18 protein-coding genes and 1 other annotated feature are annotated in these 22,832 nt (G+C 52.9%); of the genes, 5 read left to right on the forward strand and 13 right to left on the reverse strand.

The genetic code is table 11. From position 1 onward, the window contains the following. Positions 1 to 172 precede the first annotated feature (172 nt). The gene (locus B2U90_RS09455) at positions 173 to 2,047 is read left to right on the forward strand and encodes a sigma-54 interaction domain-containing protein (RefSeq protein ID WP_292017648.1); all 1,875 of its coding nucleotides are present in this window, start codon (positions 173 to 175) and stop codon (positions 2,045 to 2,047) included. Positions 2,048 to 2,103: 56 nt separating this feature from the next. Here the strand turns inward: B2U90_RS09455 and fucO are convergent, their stop codons facing one another. From fucO to iorA, 8 genes are all read right to left on the reverse strand, one after another. After that, on the reverse strand, positions 2,104 to 3,255 hold the full coding sequence (gene fucO / locus B2U90_RS09460) for a lactaldehyde reductase (RefSeq protein ID WP_292017649.1): 1,152 nt from the start codon (positions 3,253 to 3,255) through the stop codon (positions 2,104 to 2,106). Between the two features lie 255 nt (positions 3,256 to 3,510). Then, positions 3,511 to 5,466: a sigma-54-dependent Fis family transcriptional regulator gene (locus B2U90_RS09465; RefSeq protein WP_059076284.1), complete on the reverse strand. Its 1,956-nt coding sequence runs from the start codon at positions 5,464 to 5,466 to the stop codon at positions 3,511 to 3,513. A 356-nt stretch (positions 5,467 to 5,822) separates the two neighbouring features. Continuing rightward, the gene (locus tag B2U90_RS09470; RefSeq protein WP_059076282.1) at positions 5,823 to 6,530 is read right to left on the reverse strand and encodes a B3/B4 domain-containing protein; all 708 of its coding nucleotides are present in this window, start codon (positions 6,528 to 6,530) and stop codon (positions 5,823 to 5,825) included. Beyond that, positions 6,527 to 7,864, reverse strand: coding sequence for an acetyl-CoA hydrolase/transferase family protein (locus B2U90_RS09475; RefSeq protein WP_292017651.1), 1,338 nt, complete (start codon positions 7,862 to 7,864; stop codon positions 6,527 to 6,529). The genes B2U90_RS09470 and B2U90_RS09475 overlap by 4 nt, the downstream gene beginning before the upstream one ends. A gap of 53 nt (positions 7,865 to 7,917) precedes the next feature. Further along, positions 7,918 to 9,102: a pyridoxal phosphate-dependent aminotransferase gene (locus B2U90_RS09480; protein ID WP_059076280.1), complete on the reverse strand. Its 1,185-nt coding sequence runs from the start codon at positions 9,100 to 9,102 to the stop codon at positions 7,918 to 7,920. Between the two features lie 181 nt (positions 9,103 to 9,283). Beyond that, positions 9,284 to 10,477, reverse strand: coding sequence for an MFS transporter (locus B2U90_RS09485; protein ID WP_292017652.1), 1,194 nt, complete (start codon positions 10,475 to 10,477; stop codon positions 9,284 to 9,286). Continuing rightward, entirely contained in the window at positions 10,474 to 11,052 is a 579-nt protein-coding gene (locus tag B2U90_RS09490) for an indolepyruvate oxidoreductase subunit beta (protein ID WP_292017653.1), read from the reverse strand. Before B2U90_RS09490 ends, B2U90_RS09485 begins: the two co-directional genes overlap by 4 nt. 2 nt (positions 11,053 to 11,054) lie before the next feature. Further along, complete coding sequence (gene iorA / locus B2U90_RS09495; RefSeq protein ID WP_257536612.1) at positions 11,055 to 12,836, reverse strand: indolepyruvate ferredoxin oxidoreductase subunit alpha; 1,782 nt, start codon at positions 12,834 to 12,836, stop codon at positions 11,055 to 11,057. A 202-nt stretch (positions 12,837 to 13,038) separates the two neighbouring features. Between iorA and B2U90_RS09500 the strand changes: the two genes are divergently transcribed. The 4 genes from B2U90_RS09500 (at position 13,039) to B2U90_RS09515 (ending at position 18,864) form a co-directional block, all read left to right on the forward strand. Then, a complete protein-coding gene (locus B2U90_RS09500) occupies positions 13,039 to 14,916 on the forward strand; it encodes a sigma-54 interaction domain-containing protein (RefSeq protein ID WP_292017654.1) in 1,878 nt (625 codons plus the stop codon). A 49-nt stretch (positions 14,917 to 14,965) separates the two neighbouring features. Further along, complete coding sequence (locus B2U90_RS09505) at positions 14,966 to 16,153, forward strand: M20 metallopeptidase family protein (protein ID WP_292017655.1); 1,188 nt, start codon at positions 14,966 to 14,968, stop codon at positions 16,151 to 16,153. An 84-nt stretch (positions 16,154 to 16,237) separates the two neighbouring features. Next, positions 16,238 to 16,452: a binding site (T-box leader), on the forward strand. Between the two features lie 63 nt (positions 16,453 to 16,515). Then, a complete protein-coding gene (locus tag B2U90_RS09510; protein WP_240937109.1) occupies positions 16,516 to 17,697 on the forward strand; it encodes a M20 metallopeptidase family protein in 1,182 nt (393 codons plus the stop codon). Positions 17,698 to 17,712: 15 nt separating this feature from the next. Then, positions 17,713 to 18,864, forward strand: coding sequence for a hypothetical protein (locus tag B2U90_RS09515; protein ID WP_059076274.1), 1,152 nt, complete (start codon positions 17,713 to 17,715; stop codon positions 18,862 to 18,864). 148 nt (positions 18,865 to 19,012) lie between these two features. On the opposite strand, the gene B2U90_RS09520 is transcribed toward B2U90_RS09515, so the two are convergent. From B2U90_RS09520 to B2U90_RS09540, 5 genes are all read right to left on the reverse strand, one after another. Beyond that, the gene (locus B2U90_RS09520; protein ID WP_201784365.1) at positions 19,013 to 19,693 is read right to left on the reverse strand and encodes a GntR family transcriptional regulator; all 681 of its coding nucleotides are present in this window, start codon (positions 19,691 to 19,693) and stop codon (positions 19,013 to 19,015) included. 41 nt (positions 19,694 to 19,734) lie between these two features. Beyond that, entirely contained in the window at positions 19,735 to 20,418 is a 684-nt protein-coding gene (locus B2U90_RS09525; RefSeq protein WP_059076272.1) for a GntR family transcriptional regulator, read from the reverse strand. A gap of 42 nt (positions 20,419 to 20,460) precedes the next feature. Next, complete coding sequence (locus B2U90_RS09530; protein ID WP_113855221.1) at positions 20,461 to 21,147, reverse strand: GntR family transcriptional regulator; 687 nt, start codon at positions 21,145 to 21,147, stop codon at positions 20,461 to 20,463. Between the two features lie 265 nt (positions 21,148 to 21,412). Beyond that, a complete protein-coding gene (locus B2U90_RS09535; RefSeq protein WP_059076270.1) occupies positions 21,413 to 22,090 on the reverse strand; it encodes a cyclase family protein in 678 nt (225 codons plus the stop codon). A 35-nt stretch (positions 22,091 to 22,125) separates the two neighbouring features. Beyond that, positions 22,126 to 22,827 carry a cyclase family protein gene (locus B2U90_RS09540; RefSeq protein ID WP_059076269.1) on the reverse strand — a complete coding sequence of 234 codons (702 nt, stop codon included), beginning with the start codon at positions 22,825 to 22,827 and terminating at the stop codon, positions 22,126 to 22,128. Between the last annotated feature and the right edge of the window lie 5 nt (positions 22,828 to 22,832).

A 22,832-nucleotide genomic window follows, 5' to 3' on the forward strand; every position in this document is an offset into this window, starting at 1 on the left:
AATAACCGTGCCAGATACTATAGCTGGCAAAATGCCCTGCAAATGCGCTTTGTCACCATCCGGCCAATCTGGTATTTGTACGGAATGTTAAATATTTTTGTCGTCTTTTACATCTGGCATTTACAGACATCCCATTCCGGTATACACTGGTACAAAGAAAAGGAGGGCGACTATGGATACCATCTATTTTTTAATCGCCGATACCGTGCAGGAACGCATGATAGAACAGACCTTGTGGTCCTATCAGGAGAGCTTCAATACGCATCACGTCGCCATCAGGATTGAAATCATCGATTTCCCCCGTCTGCCGGACCAGGCCCGCGCTATGATCCGCAAAGGAGCCCGGGTCATCATCACCAACAGCGGGTCCTATCAGATATTGTCCAATGCCATCGACGAAGTCCCCATTCTCTGCCTGTACAGCTCGACAAATGATGTCCTGTATACTCTCCGGGATATCCACTGCCAGAAAATCCATTTGTTCCTGAATAAACATTTCATCTTCAATATCAACGCCTGCCCGCCGGATGTACGCCAGCGCCTCATCGTCCATCCTCCCTACGGGATCGAACCGACTTACCACAAACTGCTGAAAATGGTGCAAAGCCTGCCGGTGACGCCCGATACGGCCATCGTCGGCTGCACTCTGCTGCCCCAGATTGCCCGGAACAGCCCCATGCCGATTTATCCCATCCGGCCCAGCGAATCGACCATCCTGTCCGTATACCAGTATGCCCTGGAACTCATTGCCTTCAATAAGAAAGACCGCCGCCAGCTTTCTCTCCTGGCCTCCATCCTGTCCCACGTGACCGACGGCATCATCCTGTATTCCACAGGAGGCGTCATTTCTCATATCAACCGTCAGGCCCGGGCTTTCCTGTCCCTGCCGCCCAATACGCGGAACATACGCGATATTTTCCCGGACTGGCAGGAGGGGAGCCAGCCATCGTTCAAAGAAAAAATCATCCAGCGGCCGCCTTATACCCTGGTAGCCAATTCGGACGTATTCCTCATGGATAAGGAAAAACAGTATATCCTCACTCTGCGTGACGTGACCGAACTGCAGCGGATGGAAAAAAATATCCGTTACAAACTCTCCCGGACAGGCCTCACGGCCAGCCATCATTTCTCCGATATCAAGACGACCGACCCGGCCCTGCAGACGCTGATCCGTCGTGCTGCCACCATGGCCTCTTACAATGCACCTATCCTCATACAAGGGGAAAGCGGCACCGGCAAAGAACTCTTTGCCCAGAGCATCCACAACGCCAGTCCCCGGCGCAACGGCCCCTTCGTCGCCATCAACTGTGCCGCCCTGCCACCGGATATCCTCGAAAGTGAACTGTTCGGCTACGTAGGAGGCACCTTCACAGGAGCCCGCAAAGAAGGCAAGGCCGGCCTCTTTGAAATCGCCCACAATGGCACGATTTTCCTCGATGAAATCAACAGCATGCCTCAGGACATCCAGTCCAAACTGCTGCGCGTCCTGGAAACAAAACAGGTCATGCGCCTGGGGTCAGACTACGTCATTCCCCTCGACATCCGCATCATCTCGGCCAGCAATGCCGATATCATCCAGTCGGTCCGCAAGGGGACATTCCGGCGGGACCTCTTCTTCCGCATCAACACCCTGCGCCTGACCCTGCCCCCCCTCAACGACAGACCATCGGATATCCCGTACCTGTTCTCCTATTTTCTCAATACCATCTCCGGCACCTCGGTCCCGGTCCCACAGACACTGAAAAAAATACTTACCCATCATCACTGGTGGGGAAATATCCGGGAACTGTACAGCGTAGCCCTGCGATACCATATCTATGGCGATACCGGTGATTCGTCCTACCAATACCTGTTCGACACGACAGAGGAAGAACAGACACCGCAGCTCCTTGATACGGGTTCCCTGTCCCTCAATATGAAAAACCTGGAAACGACCATCGAACAAATCCTCATACAGGAACTATCCGACAAAGGCTATACCCAGACAGACATAGCCAGACTCCTGAACGTCTCCCGCCAGACCGTATTCAACAAGATGAAGAAATGACAGTCAAAAACCGCCCTGCACGCGATACATGCAGGGCGGTTTTTTTAGCTGATTCATTAAAGAATGGATTTGTAGAGAGCGACGATCTGGGATTTTTCTACATCACGAGGATTGCCCGGTGTGCAAGCATCGGCCATGGCAGAGTCGGCAAGGAAGTCGATGTCTTTTTCCTGTACGCCCAGGTCAGATAATTTATGGGGAATTCCGACATCATCGGCCAGTTTCTGGCAGGCATCGATAGCAGCCTTGCGGTATTCTTCCTGGCTCATGTCATCGACACCGGCGACGCCCATGGCACGGGCTACTTCACGGTAGCGTTCGCCCGTTGCTTCGGCATTGAAGGTGAGGACCGGTGCCAGGAGGATAGCACAAGCTACACCGTGAGGAATGTCATAGAAGGCACTGAGGGGATGGGCCATGGAGTGATCGATGCCGAGGCCGACGTTGGAGAATCCCATGCCGGCGATATACTGGCCGAGGGCCATTTCTTCACGGGCTTTCATGTCGCCTTCGACGGATTTACGAAGCCATTTGCTGATGATTTCAATGGCTTTGAGATGCATCATATCGGTCATTTCCCAGGCGTTCTTTGTAATATAGCCTTCGATAGCGTGTACGAGAGCATCCATGCCGGTAGCGGCACAGAGTTTCTTCGGCATCGATGCGACCATATCAGGGTCGATGACGGCTACGATAGGGATATCGTGGGGGTCACAGCAGACGAATTTACGGTGTTTTTCCGGGTCAGTAATGACGTAGTTGATGGTTACTTCGGCTGCCGTGCCGCTGGTCGTAGAAACGGCAATGATGGGCAGACATTTGTTTTTCGTCGGCGATGCCCCTTCGAGGCTGCGTACGTCGGCAAATTCCGGATTGGTGAGGATGATGGCAATGGCCTTGGATGTATCCATGGCAGCACCGCCGCCGACGGCTACGATGATATCAGCTTTAGCCTGCTTGCAGAATTCGACGCCTTCCTGTACATTCTGGATGGTCGGGTTCGGTTTGATATGATCGTAAACGGTATAGGCAATGCCGGCCCCATCGAACAGGTCTGTGATTTTCGTCGCTACTTTAAATTTCATGAGGTCCTTGTCGGTGATGACGACGACATGCTGGCAGCCGCGGTTTTTGACTTCTGTTACGATTTCGTTAATGGCACCTTTGCCAAAATACGATGTTTCATTCAATGTAATCTTATTTGCCATAATAAGTTGTTCCTCCTTTTAACATAGGTAATACCAGATTTTGCTTATTTATATGGAATTTCTATGCCAAATAAAGAAATCAGGAGCCATCTGTCTGCCATATCCCGGAAGGATGCCCTATTGGCGGCGTTGAAGAGTCTGCAAAAAAACCTCGTCAGGTGAATACGCGAACCCTGCGAGGTTATTTTGTCTCATTATTCTTATTTTTCTCAAGAAACCAGTGATATATTTTGATATAAATGAGATTTTTGATACTTAGTGAAATTGCCGGCGGATCTGTTTCGGCACGATGCCATAGTGACGGCACAGGCGGTAAAAGGTGGCCCGGCTGACGCCCATGGCAGACGCCGCCTGTTCGACGCAGCCCCGGGCTTCTTCGAGATAGTGCAGGCATTCGGCTCGTTCATACGAAGCAGCTTCCGCCGGAGATTCCGGAGAAAGGGGAGACGATGGCGATAGGGCATCATGCTGTGATGAAGGCAGATGAAAGTCTGATGCCGTAATAGCCGGGCCACTGCTGGTATAAAAGGCTCGTTCCAGGGCATTCTGCAATTCCCGCACGTTACCAGGCCAGTCATAGGCCAAAAGCGCCGGCATGGCATCGGGAGCCAGGTGGCGCTGCCGGCTGGGATATCGTTTGTTAAACCGGGCCAGGAACCGGTCTGTACAACAGGCGATATCGCCGGGCCGCTGGCGCAGGGGCGGGATGTCGAGACGCAGGACGTTGAGCCGGTAGTAGAGATCGCCCCGGAAGGCTCCCCGTCCTACTTCCTGTTCGAGATGGCGGTTTGTCGCGGCGATGACCCGTACATCCAGTTTTTTCTCTTCTTTACCGCCGATACGGCGGATGCGCAATGTCTCTACGGCACGCAGCAGTTTGGCCTGGAATTCGATAGGCATTTCCCCGATTTCGTCGAGAAACAGGGTGCCATGGTCGGCCAGCTCGAATTTTCCCGGATTTCCCTCCCGGAGAGCTCCGGTAAAGGCGCCTTTTTCATAACCGAACAGTTCGCTTTCCATGAGATCCCGCGGCAGGGAAGCACAGTTGACGGCGACAAAGGGGCCGTCAGCCCGGCTGCTGCCCGAGTGGATGGCCTGGGCAAACAGTTCTTTGCCCGTACCGCTTTCGCCTTCGATGAGGACGCTGCCATCATAGCGGGCATACTGGCGCGCCCGGTCGATGACCTGTTTCATCAGGGGATCGGCCGCATAGATATCGCCAAAGGTATAGGCGGCCTGATTGCCCGACACGCGGTTGACTGAACGGAAGAGGTGTTCCTGCCGTCGCAGGATAACCGTATAGGTCCGGCCTGTCGCGTCGGCAGTCTTGGAGATGGTCGCACTGAACCGGCGTACATTTCCGGGCAGGACGACGCGCAGGTCATCAATATACAGCGGGGCATGGCGGTGGGCATCATCGGTCATGTCCCAATCGACCTGGGGCATAACCTGATGGAAGTCGAGTCCGGCCAGACGGGCCTGGGACAAGCCCAGTTCCCGCTGGGCCGTGGCATTGGCCCAGCGCAGTTCCAGTTTGTCATTCAGCAGCAGAATCGATTCGCGGATACCGTTAGCAGCGGCCCGCATGAAATGACTCTGATGGTAGCTGATGAGCGTCCGTTCGATACTGAACGCGCAAGCTACGACCAGTGCCAGCGTATGAGGATGGGCGGCTCCGGCACTGCCCGATAAGTCGAGGCTGCCGATGACCGCTCCGTCTACGCCGTGGATAGGGGCAGCCGAGCAGGTCCAGCCGTGCTGGTCGGCACAGTAATGTTCGGCACCGATGAGCTGGACGGGCTGATTATATTCCAGGGCGATGCCCGGCGCATTAGTCCCTACCTGATCGTTGCGCCACACCGAGCCCCGGCGGAAGAGGATATTTTCTGAACGGGCCAGGATGGCATCATCGCCGATGGTAGACAGGACATAGCCTTCTTCATCGGTCAGTGCCAGCAGGAAATGGGAATCGCGGATGATTTCATGGACGGACTGCATGATGGGACCAGCCGTCTGCAGAAGGAGACGGCTGCGCTGCAGGATCTGCTGCCATTTCCCCGGATCGGCGGTCGTACTGCTGCGCCGCCAGGGATCGACACCGCGGCACCGGCATTCCTGCCATGACCGGGCGACAAGAGGCGGCAGGCGCGGGTCCAGGGTCCCGTCTTCCATGAACCGCTGCCAGATTCGTTTCCGTTGTTCATTATCCATACAGCCTTACCTCCCAGTAAAAAAATAACTCCTGCCTATAAGAGTACCATGACAGGAGTCATTTTTCTATGGGTTTACCATTCTTTTGTAACGATAGCTCTGACCGGGCAGACTTGCGCACACAGGAAGCAGGCGGCGCAATCGTATATCAGGTAATGCTATGTATCATTTCAAGTATACGAAACAGTTATGCCAAAATATAAAACCGACACAATCGGGAGTAGTATCCTCTTTCTGGTTTGTATTCCCGCCGCTCCATACCATAATATGTAAAATTTTTTTGCTCTCTTTGACAAAAAAGCGGCCAGCAGGCCTCTGACAGGCATTCTGCTGGCCGTCCTATCTAAATGGACAAATTATAAGGTCACATCAACAGACGGGTGGTCTTTGGTGACGACGCCGCTTACGACAGGGCATCCGAAGACGTTTTTCAGGATGTCCGACAGTTCGGCGATGACCGCATCAACCCGGTCTTTATTGAAATCGACGAATCCGTCGATAGGGAAGAACACATAGCTCGTATCAGCCGTGATTTTTCCGTGTTCGCTCTGGCGCCAGGTCCAGCGGCGCGTGCGGACTTCATGGCCGACGGCGTAGACGACTTCGTCTTCACCGGGCGCTTCTTCTTCCGTTTCCCCGAAAGGCAGGAAATGGTCGCCTTCCCGGGCGTAACGCATTTCCATATCTTCCGGCGACCGGCCCAGGTCATGGGTCCCCATGGGGATGGTATACTTCAATGACAGGGCATTGTTCAGGTCCACCAGCGGATTGATATGGGGCATCCCCTTGCCTTTGCTGATGCGGTTGAACATGGCTTCGACAGAGCAGGGGAAGCGGTTTGGGTTGAGGCCCAGCGTGCGGAACGCTTCGCGATAGGGCACGATGTCCGGCGATGTCTTGACTTTGACACCGTCGAATTTCTGCTGTGCTGCAGCGATGGATTCGTCCAGCATGGCTTCGATCTGCGGATAGGATTTGCTGTTATCTACGCCTTTAACGGCGACGACACCGATATATAAATCAGGTACGTTTTCAAAAATGCGGTCTTCTACGATAAATTTCATTTCTTGTTACTGTTCCTCCAGATTTTCTGTTGTTCTGCGGCTTTGATGAGTTCGTCCCGGAAATCGGGATGAGCGATACCGATCAGTTTTTCTGCCCGTTGCCACGTCGTAAGTCCGGCCAGATTGACCGCCCCGTATTCGGTGACGATGTACATGGTCTGTGCCCGCGGCGTCGTGATGATGTCACCGCCGGTAAAGCGTGGTACGATGTTGGAATGACGGACGCCTTTCTTGTCCACCCGGCTCGACGCCATGGCCAGGAAGGTCCGGCCGTGTTCTGCCGTATAGGCACCGGTGACGAAATCAAGCTGGCCGCCGGTCCCACTGATCTGCCGCGTCCCCGCCGATTCGGAGCTGACCTGGCCGTAGAGGTCGCAGGCAATGCAGCCATTGATGGAAACGAAATGGTCCAGCTGACGGATCGTTTCCGGGTCGTTGACATAATGCATGGGCGCCGACAGAATGTCAATATTGTGGTCGAGGAACTCATAGAGCTCCTTCGATCCGCTGCAGATGGAAAATACGCCCTTTCCCTTCTGCAGGGTCTTACGCTTATTGGTGATCTTGCCGGCCTTATACAGGTCGAGATAGCCATCGCTCATGAGTTCTGTATGCATGCCCAGGTCCCTGAGGTCTGACCCGGCAATGAGCGACCCCAGGGCATTGGGCATACCGCCGATGCCGAGTTGCAGTGTGTCTCCATCGTGGATGAAGGGAAAAATCTGGGCGGCAATCTGCTTATCCAGTTCACTGGCTCCCCGGCTTGGGGCTTCGCTCAGAGGCTGATCATTTTCAACGACAGCATCGACGTCGCGGATATTGATGTGATCATCGGCCATACCGTATATAAAAGGCATATGGGGATTGACTTCCAGGATAATCCGGTCAGCCGCATCGAGCATTTCCTGCATACAGCAGTTAGTCAGGCCATAGCTGAAATTGCCATAGCGGTCCATGGGCGATACGGTCACCATGGCCACGTTGACCGGCGCCTGGCCGCGGCTGTAATAGGAGCCGCAGAAGCGGAACATCATAGGCGAGAAGAAAGCCCGTCCCGTATCGATATACTTACGATCCAGTCCCGAGCAGTGCCAGAGGTTGTATGTAAAGGCCTGCCGCTGCGGGTCCTGTTCTACTATCTGGACAGGGCGCATCGATATGGCGTGGCGCACCTTCACGTCAGTGAGCTCATCCCGCCGTGCCGCCAGAGCCGCATCGAGAGCCGCCGGAAAGGAACAGGTCTGGCTATAATCGACCCAGTCGCCGGACTGGACGAGATGCACTGCCTCTTCGGGAGTGTGCAGTTTTTCCTGATATATTTCGAATGGATTCAAGAGTAAGACTCCTTTAAGAAAATTTCAAAATTCCCGGCCCATCGGCGCCACCATTATTTATACTGGTCGATGAGCTTCTGGAAGGCGGCAAAGCTGCGGCGGATCATATCAGCTTCGACGCAGTAAGAGACGCGGACGTAACCCGGGCAACCGAAGCTGTCTGCCGGTACGATGAGCAGGTTCAGGGCCTTGGCCTTGTCGGAAAATGCCTTGGCATCCGGTTCCGGTGATTTGACGAAGAGATAGAAGGCCCCCTGGGGATAGACGCAATCATAACCCATATCTTTCAGGCCATTGTACAGGAGCTTGCGATTGTCATCGTAGATGCTCATATCGCTGGTCTTGCCCAGGCACTGGAGGACGACATCCTGGAAGAGATGAGGCGCGCAGACGAAGCCCATGGACCGGCCGGCTCCACAGACGGCAGGATACACGTCTTTGTCCGATACAGAATCCGGTACGAGGATGTAGCCGATACGTTCGCCGGGAAGGCTCAGGGATTTGCTGTACGAATAGCATACGAGCGTATCGGGATAAATAGCCGGCATATAGAGGATTTCCAGACCGTCGTAGGTGATTTCCCGGTACGGTTCATCGGAAATAAGGTAGATGGTATGGCCGATTTCGGCACTCTTCTTAGTCAGGATGGCTGCCACTTTTTCCATCGTTTCCCGCGAATAGACCGTACCTGCCGGGTTATTCGGCGAGTTGACGATGAGAGCCCGCGTATGGGGGGTGATAGCAGCTTCCAGTTCGTCCAGTTTAATCTGGAAGTGATCCGTATCAGGAGGCAGCATGACTTTTTTGGCGCCAGCATTGGCAATAAAGACTGTATATTCCGGGAAGAAAGGTGCGACGACGATGATTTCATCATCAGGATCTTCGACGATAGCTTTAAGAGAAATGGTCAGTGATGCTGCAGCCCCGCAGGTCATGTAGAAATTATCGGCCCCAACGCCGGCATCATAGGTCTGATTCATATAGTCTGCCAGTCCTTTGCGAACGGCCAGATCCCCGGCAGCAGCCGTATAGCCGTGGATAGCGGCTGATTCCCGTGTAGCCAGGATATGTTCAATCGATTCCCGGATGCACGAAGGGGCCGGTACAGTCGGATTGCCGATACTGAAATCAAATACATTTTCTTTGCCTACCTTGGTGGCCTGGGCCTGTCCGTACGCAAACAGTTCGCGGATAGCCGAACCCTGGGAACCCAGTGCATACATTTCTTTATTTGCCATAGAAAATCACTCCTTTATGATGAATACCTATATTGTACCACAGGTTACCCCTGCAGTGCATTTGTTTCAACAGGCAGCACACAGACAAACCGGAAAGCATCATCCCGGCAAAGGCCGGAACGGTGAGAGAAGGGAGTACAGCTGGAGCCTTCCGATTCATCCATCTGCTGCCTGTCACTGGTTAGCGGCGGATTGCCGTCGTAATGACAACTCCGATAACGGCCAGTATGGCGATGATGATAAAAGCCATCATGGGCGTACCATTGGCAAACATGGGGCCGAGGGTCGAAGCGCCGATAAGATTGAGATTGACGATACTGAAATTCATGCCATAATTCCGGGAGCCATAGAATGAGGCAGCAAAGGCAGACCCCGTCGGCGGACAGGCGCCATAGGCCAAGCCCGTAAGGACAAAGGCTGTCAGAAGGACAGGCTGGCTGTGGCTCACATCGGCACCGGCAAGGGCAGCAGCCGCTGCCAGATAGACCACAGAGACGGTATACATAGTGACTTTGTAGCCCTTGCTGTCAAAGAGCTGCCCCGCCAGTACGCGGCCCGCGCCATTGGCGATAGAAATGACACCGGCAATAGCTGCTGCCTGTGTGAGATTTCCACCTACGAAAGTCCCGGCATACCCGGCAGAAATATTGATGATGGAAAGGCCGGCCGCACTCAGGAGGATGGCCCAGAGAAAAAACAACCAGAACGATTGGCGGCGGAGCATATCCTGCCAGCCGATTTCTTCCCGTGCCTCTTTTCCTTTGGGGAGAGCGCCCGACAGAGCTGCCGTAAAGTCTGCATCAGGCGGCCGAAGGATAACAACGGCCAGGGCGATGACGACGGCATAAGACGCGGCGATGAGGAGAAAGGTCATACGCCAGCCGGCAAGGCTAATCAGTGAGGCTCCAGCCGTGCCGAGTATCATAGCACCAAATCCAAATCCCATGAGAGCAATGCCTGAGACGAGGCCCTGTTTGTCCGGAAACCAGCGCATGATAGTGCTGATGGCCGCATTATAACCGAGACCCACACCGAGACCGGCCATGCCGCCGTACGTCAGGTATATGCCCATGAGGGATGTAATCTGCGAGGCCAGCCCGAACCCGGAGACGAGGAGGAGCGCCGCCAGGACGAGAGTTATCCTCATGCCCTTGCGGGCTGTCAGGACGCCTGATATGAGACCGCCCAGGCAGAACATGACCATAGAGATGGAAAAGGTGAGCGATGTCCCGCTCTTAGACCAGCCAAATTCCTGTTCCAACGGTATGCGGAATACAGACCAAGCATAAATGAGTCCGAGGAACAGCAGGAGAAAGACGCTGAGAACCAGGTAGGCCCAGCGTCTCTGTTTCTGCTGTATGATAAGCGCCGTCATCCTACCGCTGCCATACCGGCGGCGAAGGCTTTGCGGTTTACGTCAATGAAAGCCGGTTTAACTGTCTTGGCAATGATCGGGTCCCAATTGATATCAGTCAGCCCCATGGCTTTGACCAGGGCTCCCAGCAAAACGACATTGGCACTCTTGGGATTTCCCACTTTTTCTGCAATCCCCGTCGCATCGAGAGCCATCGTCGACACGCGCTGGCGGAGCATGCCGATGATATCATCGGGATAGTCCTGATTACCGGTCAGGATTGGCATGGACGGGATACGGTACGTATTGACGACAGCCTTGCCATCTTTTTTCAGAAAATGAGCGTACCGGGCAGCTTCCATTTCTTCAAAGGAAACGAGGATATCCGCCGTCCCTTCCCCGATGATAGGGGAGTAGACTTTCGCACCGAACCGTACCTGGGTGCTGACACTACCGCTGCGCTGGCTCATGCCGTGGACTTCGCTCATTTTGACATCGTATCCATTTTCTATGAGACCCTGGGTGAGAATCTTGCTGGCCAGAATCGTCCCCTGCCCGCCGACACCGACGAGGAGTATGCTTTTTACATCGTTCATGATTATTCCCCTTTCTTTACGATAGCCTGTACCGGGCAGACCTGGGCACAGACAGAACAGCCGTTGCAGTCTGCCGGAGAGATACTGGATTTTTTCGTTTCCTTGTCAAAGCGCAGGGCCGGGCATCCTGTCGTAAGGCATTTGCGGCAGCCGATACACGCATCTTCCACCACTCCGTATACGGCTTTTTCTATAGTGAATTCTTTCTTATCAAAAGGCGTAAGTTTCTTCAGGGCACATGGCCATTTGGTGATGATGACTACCGGTTCATCCGTAATGGCAAAGGCCCAGTCCAGCGTTTCTTTCATAGCCGTCAGATTCTGGGGATTGACTGTACGGACGTTCCGGATGCCCAGGGCCCGGACGATGGTTTCAATGTCTAGCATGGTCGTGATTTCTTCTTTCAGATTATAGCCCGTGCCGGGATTTTCCTGATGGCCCGTCATGCCCGTCGTGCGGTTGTCGAGGATGACACAGATCGTATTGGATTTATTATAGGAGACTTCCATGAGAGCATTGATACCGCTGTGGAAGAAGGTAGAGTCGCCCATATAGCCGACGACGCGCTTTTGCTGACCACTCCGGGCAAAGCCGTGTACCATGCCATGTCCCATTGAAAAGACAGCACCCATATTGAGGCCCATATCCTTGGCATTCAGCGGGGGAGCACCGCACAGGCCATAGCAGCCGATATCGCCGAGCATGACTGTATTCTTACGTTTGGCCAGTTCAAAGGCAAAGCCCCGGTGAGGGCAGCCGGCGCAAAGGACAGGCGGACGGGGGACGATGAATTCTTCTGGAACAGATACTCCATCATTTCCTGTACCCGTCAGTGCTTTCTGTACGATATCCGGGTTGAGCTCGCCTATATTGGGGATGATATCATGTCCATGGCATGGAATACCCGCAGCCTTGATCTGGTCTTCCATAAAAGAGTCCAGTTCTTCCACGACATACAGGGTATCTACTTTTTCCGCAAAGGCACGGATTTTATTCATGGGAAGGGGATAAGAAAAGCCGATTTTCAGGACCGATACGCTGTCGCCAAATACTTCTTTTACATAGTTGTAGGCGGCACCGGATGTGATGATGCCCATATTTGTATGACCCGCTTCTTCTACATTCCAGGGACAGGTTTCGGAATACGCTGCCAGATCTTTCTCCCTCTGTTCGATGACGACGCGGCGCACGCGGGAAATAGCCGGTACGGGATCCATTTTTTCCGGCTGTTTTACATAGGGTACAGCCGGCACTTCTACACGGGCCCCTTCTTCTACGAGACTCTTGGAATGGCAGACACGGGTCGTCATGCGGATCATGACCGGCGTATGGAACCGTTCGCTGACGGCATAGGCTTCTTTAGTCATGTCCTTGGCTTCCTGGGAATTGGACGGTTCAAACATGCATATTTTGGCGAATTTGGCATAATTGCGGTTATCCTGTTCGTTCTGGGACGAATGCATGCCCGGGTCATCGGCCGATACAAAGACAAAGCCGCCATTGACATGGAGATAAGCGTAGGTAAAAAGTGGATCGGCCGCTACGTTGAGACCGACCATTTTCATAGCTGCAAAGGACCGTACACCGGAAACAGAAGCTCCGATAGCCGCTTCCATAGCTGTCTTTTCATTCGGTGCCCATTCGGCATCGATTTCTTCATATTTAGCTGCATTCTCCAGGATTTCCGTGCTCGGCGTGCCCGGATAGGCCGAAGCAAAGGTGACACCGGCTTCATACAGGCCCCGTGCCAGGGCTTCATCACCTGATATTAATTTTTTCATCATGATACCTCCTCATACATGTCTTTTTCAGTTATGGGATACTATACATCTGTCGGCAATATATGTGAAAGATATATGCCAACTTAAATAATGGTGATATATCCCCATTTCTTTGTATTTCTTTCGTTTTTCCAAATTAATTTGTATACATTTATTGACACACCTTTACAATTTTCCTATGATAGAAGAAATCAGGAGGTATGTTATGGAATCTATTTATTTTCTCGCAGCCAACGAAACTCTGAAGGAAGAAATAGAAGCAGTCCTCCGTCAGGCTTCTGTGGCAGAACAAAAAAATTACATCCCCACGAAGGTAGCTGTCCTCGATTTCCCCAACCGCTTCGAACAGGGCCGTCACCTCGTAGAGCAGGGAGCCCAGGTCATCATTACCCACACCGGACCATACTACGAATTGTCCCAGGCCATCCGGGATATCCCCGTACTGTGCCTGCATTATTCGACCAGTGATATTCTCTATACGCTCCATCAGGTAGAGAATTATGAAAAAATCCACCTGTTTCTCAGCCAGCATGTCATTTTCAACGAGGCTATGTGCTGGCCGGAAATCCGCAGTAAGATGGTCATTCATCCCTATAGTGTCGATATCTCCCCTGAGACGCTGGGAGCCCTGGCCGATGCCATTCCGGAATCACCAGGTACGGCTATCGTCAGCTGTCTGGTCATGCCGCTTCTTACGCACACACGGCTGCCAGTCTTTCCCATTACGCCCGGTGAATCGGCCATCTTGTCGGCCTACCAGTACGCCCATGACCTGGTACTTTTGAACCGGCGCGAACAGAATCAGATTTCCCTTCTGTCTTCCGTACTGAACAACGTAGACGAAGGCATCATCATCTATGATAAAAAGGGGAATATCACTCATTTTAATCCCAAGGCACACCATTTCCTGAAATTCCCCAGGACGCCTGATACGATCCAGCATATGTTTCCCGATCTGGATGAAGCCTTCAAAAAACCGCCCTTTTTCCAGAACCGCATCCTGCACTGTCCGCCATACACGCTGGTAGCCACGACGCGGCCGTTCACGCTCAACGACAAGCCGTATTTCATCCTCAATATCCGCGACGTCACGGAACTGCAGCGCTTGGAAAAAAATGTCCGCTATAAACTGTCCCGGACAGGGCTCACGGCCCGCCACACCTTCAGCGATATCCTGACCAGGGATAAGGCCATGAAACGCTGCATCGCCACGGCAAAAATCATGGCGGCTTACAATGCGCCGGTCCTCATCCAGGGAGAAAGCGGCACCGGCAAAGAACTCTTTGCCCAGAGCATCCACAATGCCAGCCCGCGGCGCAGCGGCCCTTTCGTCGCCGTGAACTGCGCTGCCCTGCCGCCTGAACTGCTGGAGAGCGAACTTTTCGGCTACGAAGGCGGATCTTTTACGGGAGCCCGCAAAGAAGGGAAAGCCGGCCTCTTCGAGCTGGCCCACACCGGCACGATTTTCCTCGACGAAATCAATAGTATGTCCGCCAATATCCAGTCCAAGCTGCTGCGCGTCCTGGAAACGCGGCAGGTCATGCGCATCGGGTCGGATTATGTCATTCCCCTCGATATCCGCATCATCTCCGCCAGCAATGCCGATATCATCCCCCAGATCGAATCGGGGCGCTTCCGCCGCGATCTCTATTTCCGCCTCAATCCTCTGACGCTCGACCTGCCGTCTCTCAACGAACGGCCATCGGATATTTTTTACTTATTCTCCATATTCCTGGAACGGTTGACCGGCCATGCCGTCGAGATTCCCGATGCCCTGCGCCCGGTCCTGGAAAAACATCGCTGGTGGGGCAATATACGGGAACTATACAGCGTTGCCCTGCGGTATCATCTCTACGGTGAACAGGGAGACCCGTCATACGGCTACCTTTTTGACCAGGCCGGCCACGGCTGGACCCGTCGCGATGCCGATACGCTGCATATCGACCTCAAAGGGCTGCAGGATACATTGCAACAGTCGCTCATCCACGGGCTCATCGAACAAGGGTGCAGCCATACCCAGGCGGCGCGCATCCTCGGCATCAGCCGTCAGGCTTTATACAATAAACTAAAAAAAGAATCGTAAAATATATCTATTCGTAGTATACTTACGGTAAAAAAGGAGGCAGTTTGTCATGTCTGGAACAATGAAAAAATTAGCTGCAGCCTATGCAGCAGAAGTCATCAAAAACCGGCGGTATCTCCACGCCCATCCGGAATTATCCTTCCATGAAACGAATACAGCCCAATGGATCCGGGACCATCTGGCAGCCATTGGCATTCCCACCCTGTCTGGTATTACGGGCAACAGCACGGTCGGCGTCCTCAAAGGAACACAGCCCGGTCCGTCCATCGGATTCCGCGCCGATATCGATGCTTTAGGTCTTACGGAAATGAATGACCTGCCCTACAAGAGCACCCATCCCGGCACCATGCACGCCTGCGGCCACGATGCCCATACGGCAGTCCTCATGGCCATGGCCGAAATCTTTGCCTATCACCGGGAACTCGTCCACGGCACTATCTATTTCGTATTCCAGCAGGGGGAAGAATTTCTCCCCGGCGGCGCCCAGCAGCTGGTCAAAGACGGCATCATGGACCGCATTGACTATATGTTTGCCTGGCATGCCGCAGCCCTCGAAAAGGTAGGCACTGTCGATGTCGCCGCCGGCGTCCGCGAAGCCGCCGTCGGTACCTACGACATCAAAATCACCGGTAAAGGCGGCCACGGCGGCTTCCCTCACAAGGCCAACAACCCAGTCATTCCCGCAGCCGAACTGGTCAGCGCCATCAATCTGATTCCAGCCCTGAAATGCGATCCCCTGGAAAACTGCACTGTCTCTGTGAGCTATTTCCAGTGCGGTGTAGACGGCGTAGCCAACGTCATTCCCGAACGGGTCAGCATGGGTGGCAATGCCCGCGTCCTCAATACGGATCTGCGCGACTTCGTCATGAAAGAAATCGAACGCCTGGCCAAAGCCATCTGTGCCGCTCACCAGTGCCAGTGCGATGTAAGCCTGGTCTATGGTTATCCGGCGAATACAATCGATGCCACATGCAATGACATATTCCGCAAAGCCGCCGCGTCCATGGGCCTTACGGTCCTCGACAACCCGCCCGTTCTCGGTGCCGAAGACTTTGCCTATTATGCCCAGAAGAAACCGGCGGGCATCGCCAAACTCGGCATGGCCGATCCGACCGGCGCCATCGCCCCCACGTCCCATCACAATCCCTGTTTCTATATCGATGACGAAAAGGGGCTTCCCCTGGCACTGGAATATATGCTCACAGTCTACGAAACGGCTCTGCAGGAGCTGATGTAATGTCAGGATAGACATGTATCTTGACAGAAAAGATTTTTTCAGTATAATTTAGATATATCACATTTTAAAAATTTAAGGTGATTGCAAAAAGTAATGAAGGAAAGAGTAGTATGACTGGACTTTCCAGAGAGCTGCCGCCTGGTGCAAGACAGCAGGGACGGTCATATGAAGTACATTCCTGAACTGCCTGGCTGAACCGTAAGTAGGCCTGGCCGGCAAGCTCCCGTTACAGAGCGCAAGAGCTGATCTAAATATTTTAGATTAACAGGGTGGTACCGCGGATATATTTCGTCCCTCACGTACCGCCCTTTTTTGTTACCATCATCATGCTATTGTTATATTACAGAAAGAGAGTGATTCCTATGACAGACGTAAAAAAACTCGTAGAAGAATATGGTGACCAGATTATAAAGAACCGCCGCTATCTCCATGCCCACCCGGAACTGTCCTTCCAGGAAACGAATACGGCAGCCTGGATCCGGGACCATCTGACAAAGGCCGGTATCGAACTGATGCCGGGCATTACGGGCAACAGTACGGTCGGCTTCCTCAAAGGCAGCCAGCCCGGCCCGTCTATCGGACTGCGCGCTGATTTCGATGCCCTGGGCCTCACGGAAACGAATGATCTTCCCTACAAGAGCACCAATCCCGGCGTCATGCACGCCTGCGGCCACGATGCCCACGCCTCTATCCTCATGGCCGTTGCCGAAACATTGGCCCGTCACCGCGAACTCGTCCGCGGCACAGTCTATTTTGTCTTCGAACAGGGTGAAGAATTCCTTCCCGGCGGTGCCCAGCAGCTGGTCAAAGACGGGATCATGGACCACATTGATTACATGTTCGCCATCCATGTCAACGCATCGGCCCCGCTCGGCCAGATCGATATCCACGACGGCGTCCGTTTTGCCGCTGTCGGTACATACGACTTCAAGATCCGCGGCAAAGGCGGCCACGGCGGATTCCCCCACAAGGCCAACAACCCTATATTTGCAGCGTCGGAACTGGTAAACGATATCGCCCTCATTCCGGCCCTGAAATGTGACCCTCTGGCCAATTGCACCGTCTCGGTCAGCTATCTCCACTGCGGCGTCGAAGGCGTAGCCAACGTCATCCCCGAAACGGTCAGCATGGGCGGCTGCGTACGCGTCCTCGATACGGATCTGCGCCAGTCAGTCATGGAAGAAATCGAACGGCTGGGCAACAGCATCTGCGCCGCCCATCAGTGCGAAGTCAAGACCACCATGGTATATGGCTATCCGGCCTGCAAAAATGATGCCTCCTGTGTCTCTATCATGCAGGACACGGCTGGCGCTATGGGCATCACGGTTATCGACTGCCCGCCCAGCCTGGGTGCTGAAGACTTCGGCTATTTCAGCGAACAGAAACCGGCAGCCGTCGCCTGGTTCGGCATGGGCGATCCGACCGGTACCCACGAACTGACACCGCATCACAACCCCAAATTCTACCTGTATGACGAAAAAGGCCTGCCCCTGGCCTTGGAATATATGCTTTCCGTATACCTGAAAGCAGCCAATACACTATAAAAAGGAGTTGTTACTATGAATGCCCTGGTTGCCCTCGGCCTGATCTTTCTCATTTATTCCATCGGCGATTTCATCGCCGACAAGACAAAGGCTTTCGTCTCTATGCTTCTGGCCTGTGCCGTCATCTTTACGGCCGGGTTCTGGCTGGGCCTGCCCAAGACGATTTTTGCCGATTCCGGTCTCATCGCCTTTGCCAAGATTACCCTCTGCATGTTCCTCATCCATATCGGTACGGCCATCAAGATCAATGATTTCGTCAAGGAATGGAAGACCGTCTTCGTCACCTTCTTTGCTACCCTTTCCGTAGCCGGCGGCGTCTTCTTCATCGGAAAATTATTCATCGACGCCTATTACGCCCTGGTAGGCGCCCCGGTCCTGGCCGGCGGGGTCGTCGCCTATCTGGTCATGTCTCCTATAGGCGATGTCCTGGGACGCCCCGATATCAAAGTCTTTGCCGTGCTGGTCCTGGTGTTCCAGAATTTCGTCGGCATCCCCATTGCCAGCTTCTTCTGCAAGAAAGAAGGGGACCGGGTCCGCACGGAATTCAACAACGGCACCCTCTCTAACGGAGAATCGGGAAAGAATTTGAATCTCCGTCTGTTCCACATACCGGAAAAATACAGTACGCCCAATATCATCCTCTGCAAACTCTGTTTCATTTCCTATGTTTCCATGCTCCTGGCCCAGGCTACGGGCATCAGCATCCTCATCTTCGGCCTCATTTTCGGCATCATCCTTCATGAACTGGGCCTTCTGGAAGAAAACTGCCTGACAAAGGCCAATGCCCTGACCTTCGTCATGGCCGGTGCCGTCGCCCTGATTTTCGTCGGCCTGACCAACACGACGCCAGACATGCTCCTGGGCATGATTGCGCCTCTCCTGGTCGTCCTGGCCGTCGGTACGGTCAGCTGCTCGGTCATTGCCGTCATCGTCGGCCGGATCGTCCGTTTCGACTGGAGGCTTTCCATCGCCATGGCCGTCACAGCCTTTTTCGGCTTCCCCGGTACATACCTCATCTCCCTGGAAGTATCCCGCGCCTGTGGCAGGACGGATGAAGAAAAAGAAGCCATTCTGCATTACATCATGCCTAAACTGGTCATCGCCGGCATTGTATCCGTATCAGTCGTCTCCGGCCTCCTGGCCAGCATCATGGTCCACTGGATCTGATCTGTCTACAGATTTCTAACGGCAGAACCAAAAGGGGGAATCTGGCATATTCTCATCCATGATAAACTAAAAGGAAGCCGCAACAAAACAGCCTTGAGTGGTCATTTTGTTGCGGCTTCCTTTTTTCTGCCCTTATTCGATGCAGGCCTTACTGAAAATAGCCGGGAAAAGATTGTTTAATCATTTCCTTTTCTTCATTATACCGGTTCAGATGTGTCCGGGCCAGTTCATAGGCCTTATCCTCATCGCGGGCTTCTATGGCATCGATGAGCTGCATATGATCGGCCAGGACCTGGGAGGCAGGCATGCACTGGAAACTCAGGACAATCGCCCGGTCGAAATGCGGTGCCGCCGCTTCGACGATTTCACTCCAGTAGGGCTTTCCGCACAGCGTATAGAGGAGTCCATGAAATTTCTTATCCAATTCAAAAATTTTGCGCACCTGCTTGCGGCCAATGTAATATTTCCAGACAATGACGTTTTCCCGCAGCCGGTCCAGATCATCTGCCGTCAGTTTCCGGCAGGCTTCCCGGGCGATTTCCGCTTCCAGGACGGCCCGCAGCTGGCGCACTTCTTCCACCCGGTCTTCGTCAATGTATGAGACAAAGGTGCCTCGCTTGGGCATGACGTCGATGAGATGATTCTTGTGCAGGTCCAGAATGGCCTCCCTGATAGGCGTGCGGCTTACCTGAAACAAATCGCAATATTCCTTCTCGATAATCCGTTCACCCGGTTTGATTTCTACATTGACAATATTATAAAGCAAACAGCGCCGTACATACTGCCGCGACGACTCATCTTCTTTTTTTGCCAGAATTTCCATACCCATCACCTGTTTCAGCCTGGTTCATGACGCCAGAAGCCGCTTTTTTATATAAAATAATCGGGGTAGAGCTGCATCAATTTACGGATACCCGTTTCCTGATTGGCCATATGCTGGCGGACCAGCCGGGCCGCCTTATCGCCCTCATGCGATTCTATCGCTTTCAGCATATCTTCATGGACAGAAAGGGGAATTTCTTTCGGTTCCAGAAAGGCATTGAGCACGCGGGCACGGGAATAATCGAGGCTGGCCCGCATCAGGGTCTGCCAGATATGAGGCCGGCCGCAGCCAGAAAAAACCGTTTCATGGAAGGCATTGTCCGCTTCAAAAAAAGCCCGTTTATCACCGGCATCTGCCGCTTTCTGCTGGCGCTCCAGGATTTCATACAGCTGCCGGAGGCAAGATTCAGGGAGGCCCTGACAGGCTTCTGCCATGACAGCTTCTTCCATGACAACGCGCATAAACCGGGCTTCCCGTATCATCTGGGTATGCAGCCTGGCCACAAACGTACCGCGCTGGGGAAAAATATCCAGCAGGTGATCCTGCCCGAGATGGATGAAAGCTTCCCGTACAGGCGTACGGCTCGTCTTCAGAAGGTCTGCCACTTCCTGTTCAGACATGGCCGATCCCGGCGGCAGATGGAGTGACATAATATTATCATATAACATGCGGTATACGTAAGAACGCACCGTCTCCCGCTGGAGAGGTGGCGTAATTTCCAAATCAATCATCGTTATCACCTGATTCATGTAGAATAGCGGACGGATCTCTCATCATTTGAAAAAATCAGGATGGGCCGCCCGCAGTGCCGCCAGGTCTATGATGATACGGTCGATGTGTTCATTGATGTCCCGTTCCGCCTGGTCCGTTTCATGCTGCCGTATATGAGTCACGAGCGACTGGTGCTTGGCATAGACAATATCCATTTCTTCTGTATTCAGTACGGAAAGCGCGCGGGACCGCAGATAATCCAGATTAGCCTGCATCAGTGTCTGCCAGACGTGGGGCTTGCCGCAGCCGGCAAAAATGATGCCGTGCATTTCATTATCAAGGGTCATGAAGCGGGCACTGTCGCCAGCATCCATGGCTTCTTTCTGATCGTTCAGAGATTGGTCGAGCTGTTTCAGGTACATGTCCGGCAGCTCCTGACAGGCCAGCCGTATGACGGCCCGTTCGAGAGTCAGGCGCATAAAACGGTTTTCTTCGATGAGTGCCGTGTCGATTTTAGAAACAAAGGTCCCCCGCTGGGGCAGGATTTCCACGAGCCCATCCTGGGATAAATGAATAAATGCTTCCCGTACAGGCGTCCGGCTGATATCCAGGTAGGAAGATACTTCCTGTTCGGAAACAGCCGTTCCCGGCGTCAGGCGGACTGCCATGATATTATGGTATAACAGCCGGTATACATAGGCCCTGACATTTTCCCGTGGTTCCATAGGTGTAATGGTAAGTTCAATCATACTGTAACCTCGCGCAGCAAAAGATAGCTGCCTTCTTTATAATATCGATATTCTTATAATGATATTATAGCATACCGTCAATACATAAGCCAGTTCTAATATACGTCCGCAACAGGTAAAAAAGGACTGCCAGACAAATCGTTTTTCTGCAGATGAGTTTAACCGTCACGACAGGCATTTCCTTTTACCATATCTGATATGGTAAAAGGAAATGCCTGCCGCATGATAGCAGAATTCTTCATGCGACAGGCTTATGAGTCATTCCTTATTCAACTTCAGCAATGATGGTAACCGGTGCGCTATCCACGTCCAGTGCCCGGATAGGTGCTACGATGATACTCTTTACGGTTTTTCCTTCGAGAGGCGACAGCATCATATCTTCAATGACGGTCACGAATTTATCCGTATAATAACCCAGCAGCCAGTGATGGGCTTCCGTCGCATAGTCATTGCATACCGATCCAAGGGACAGGGAATCGAGGCCGATAGTGCAGAGATTGGGGAAATTTTCTACGAGATATTTGCACAGGCCGGGATGAGCACTCGGATTTTCGTATTTGTATCCCTGGGGATTCAGTTCCTTCTGTTTTTCAAAGCCCGTACGGAACAAGAGCAGTTTCGCTTTGGCAATCTGATCCTTGTAGGGCATGACATCTTCCGCCGTAATGACTTCCTTAAACGTTTTTGGGATGTCGAGGATAAGGATTTCATCGCCCTTGAAGCAGAAGTAATCCATCGGCAGCTCTGTGATTTTAGGTCCCTTGGCATTGAAATGACGTGGTGCGTCATAGTGGGTACCGTAATGATTGGGAATCGTCATGACCGATGTATTGCAGTAACTGCCATCGATACCGATGATATCATGGCGGCCGGAAGTATATACGGGGGCATCCGGCCAGGCAATCTGTCCTTCTGCAATGGGATAAGAAAGATATACGTACATAGAGACTCACTCCTTTTCTATAACAGGTAACTCACTTATTTCTTTTCTACGAAAGCGACGGCACGGATAGGAGAGCCGGAACCATCTTTAATCTTGAGAGGCAGCGTGGCAAACAGGACTTCATCGGGAAGAGTTCCCAGATTATACAGATTTTCAATAATCAGGATGCCTTTGGGGAGAAGTGTCTTATGGGTTGGGTCCGTTCCGCCGAATACATCGAGAGCCAGGGCATCACAGCCGACGATTTTCACTTTCTTTTCTGCCAGATACTGGGCACCATCTTCTGCCAGGCCCGGCCAGTCAGACAGGAATTCATCATAATCCGGTTTCAGGGCATACCGTTTGTCCCATCCGAAATGGAGCAGTACAACGTCTCCTTCCTGGATTTCTACATGGTCTTTTTCCCAGGCGATGATATCATCCTTATGGAACAATCCCAATGCACCGACCTGAGTCGCTTCGATTTTGACAGCATGACCGAAGAACTGTTTGAGCGGCACTTCATCGACGGGAGTTGCACCAGTTATGAAATGGCGCGGTGCATCGAGATGAGTACCACAATGTTCGCCCATCGTAACGGCATAATGAGTGGCCGGATCTCCCATTTCTGTCGATTCTACAATATTGTGATAGAAATGCTGATGTGTCGGCCAGACCGGCATGCCTTCTTCCATGGTCAGCGTCAGATCGACGACATCCATTCCTTCTAATACAGCAGCTAATTCTTTCGTGTTCATGTGAA

It is taken from the genome of Megasphaera sp. UBA4233, assembly GCF_002395615.1.
Lineage (GTDB): Bacteria > Bacillota > Negativicutes > Veillonellales > Megasphaeraceae > Megasphaera > Megasphaera hexanoica.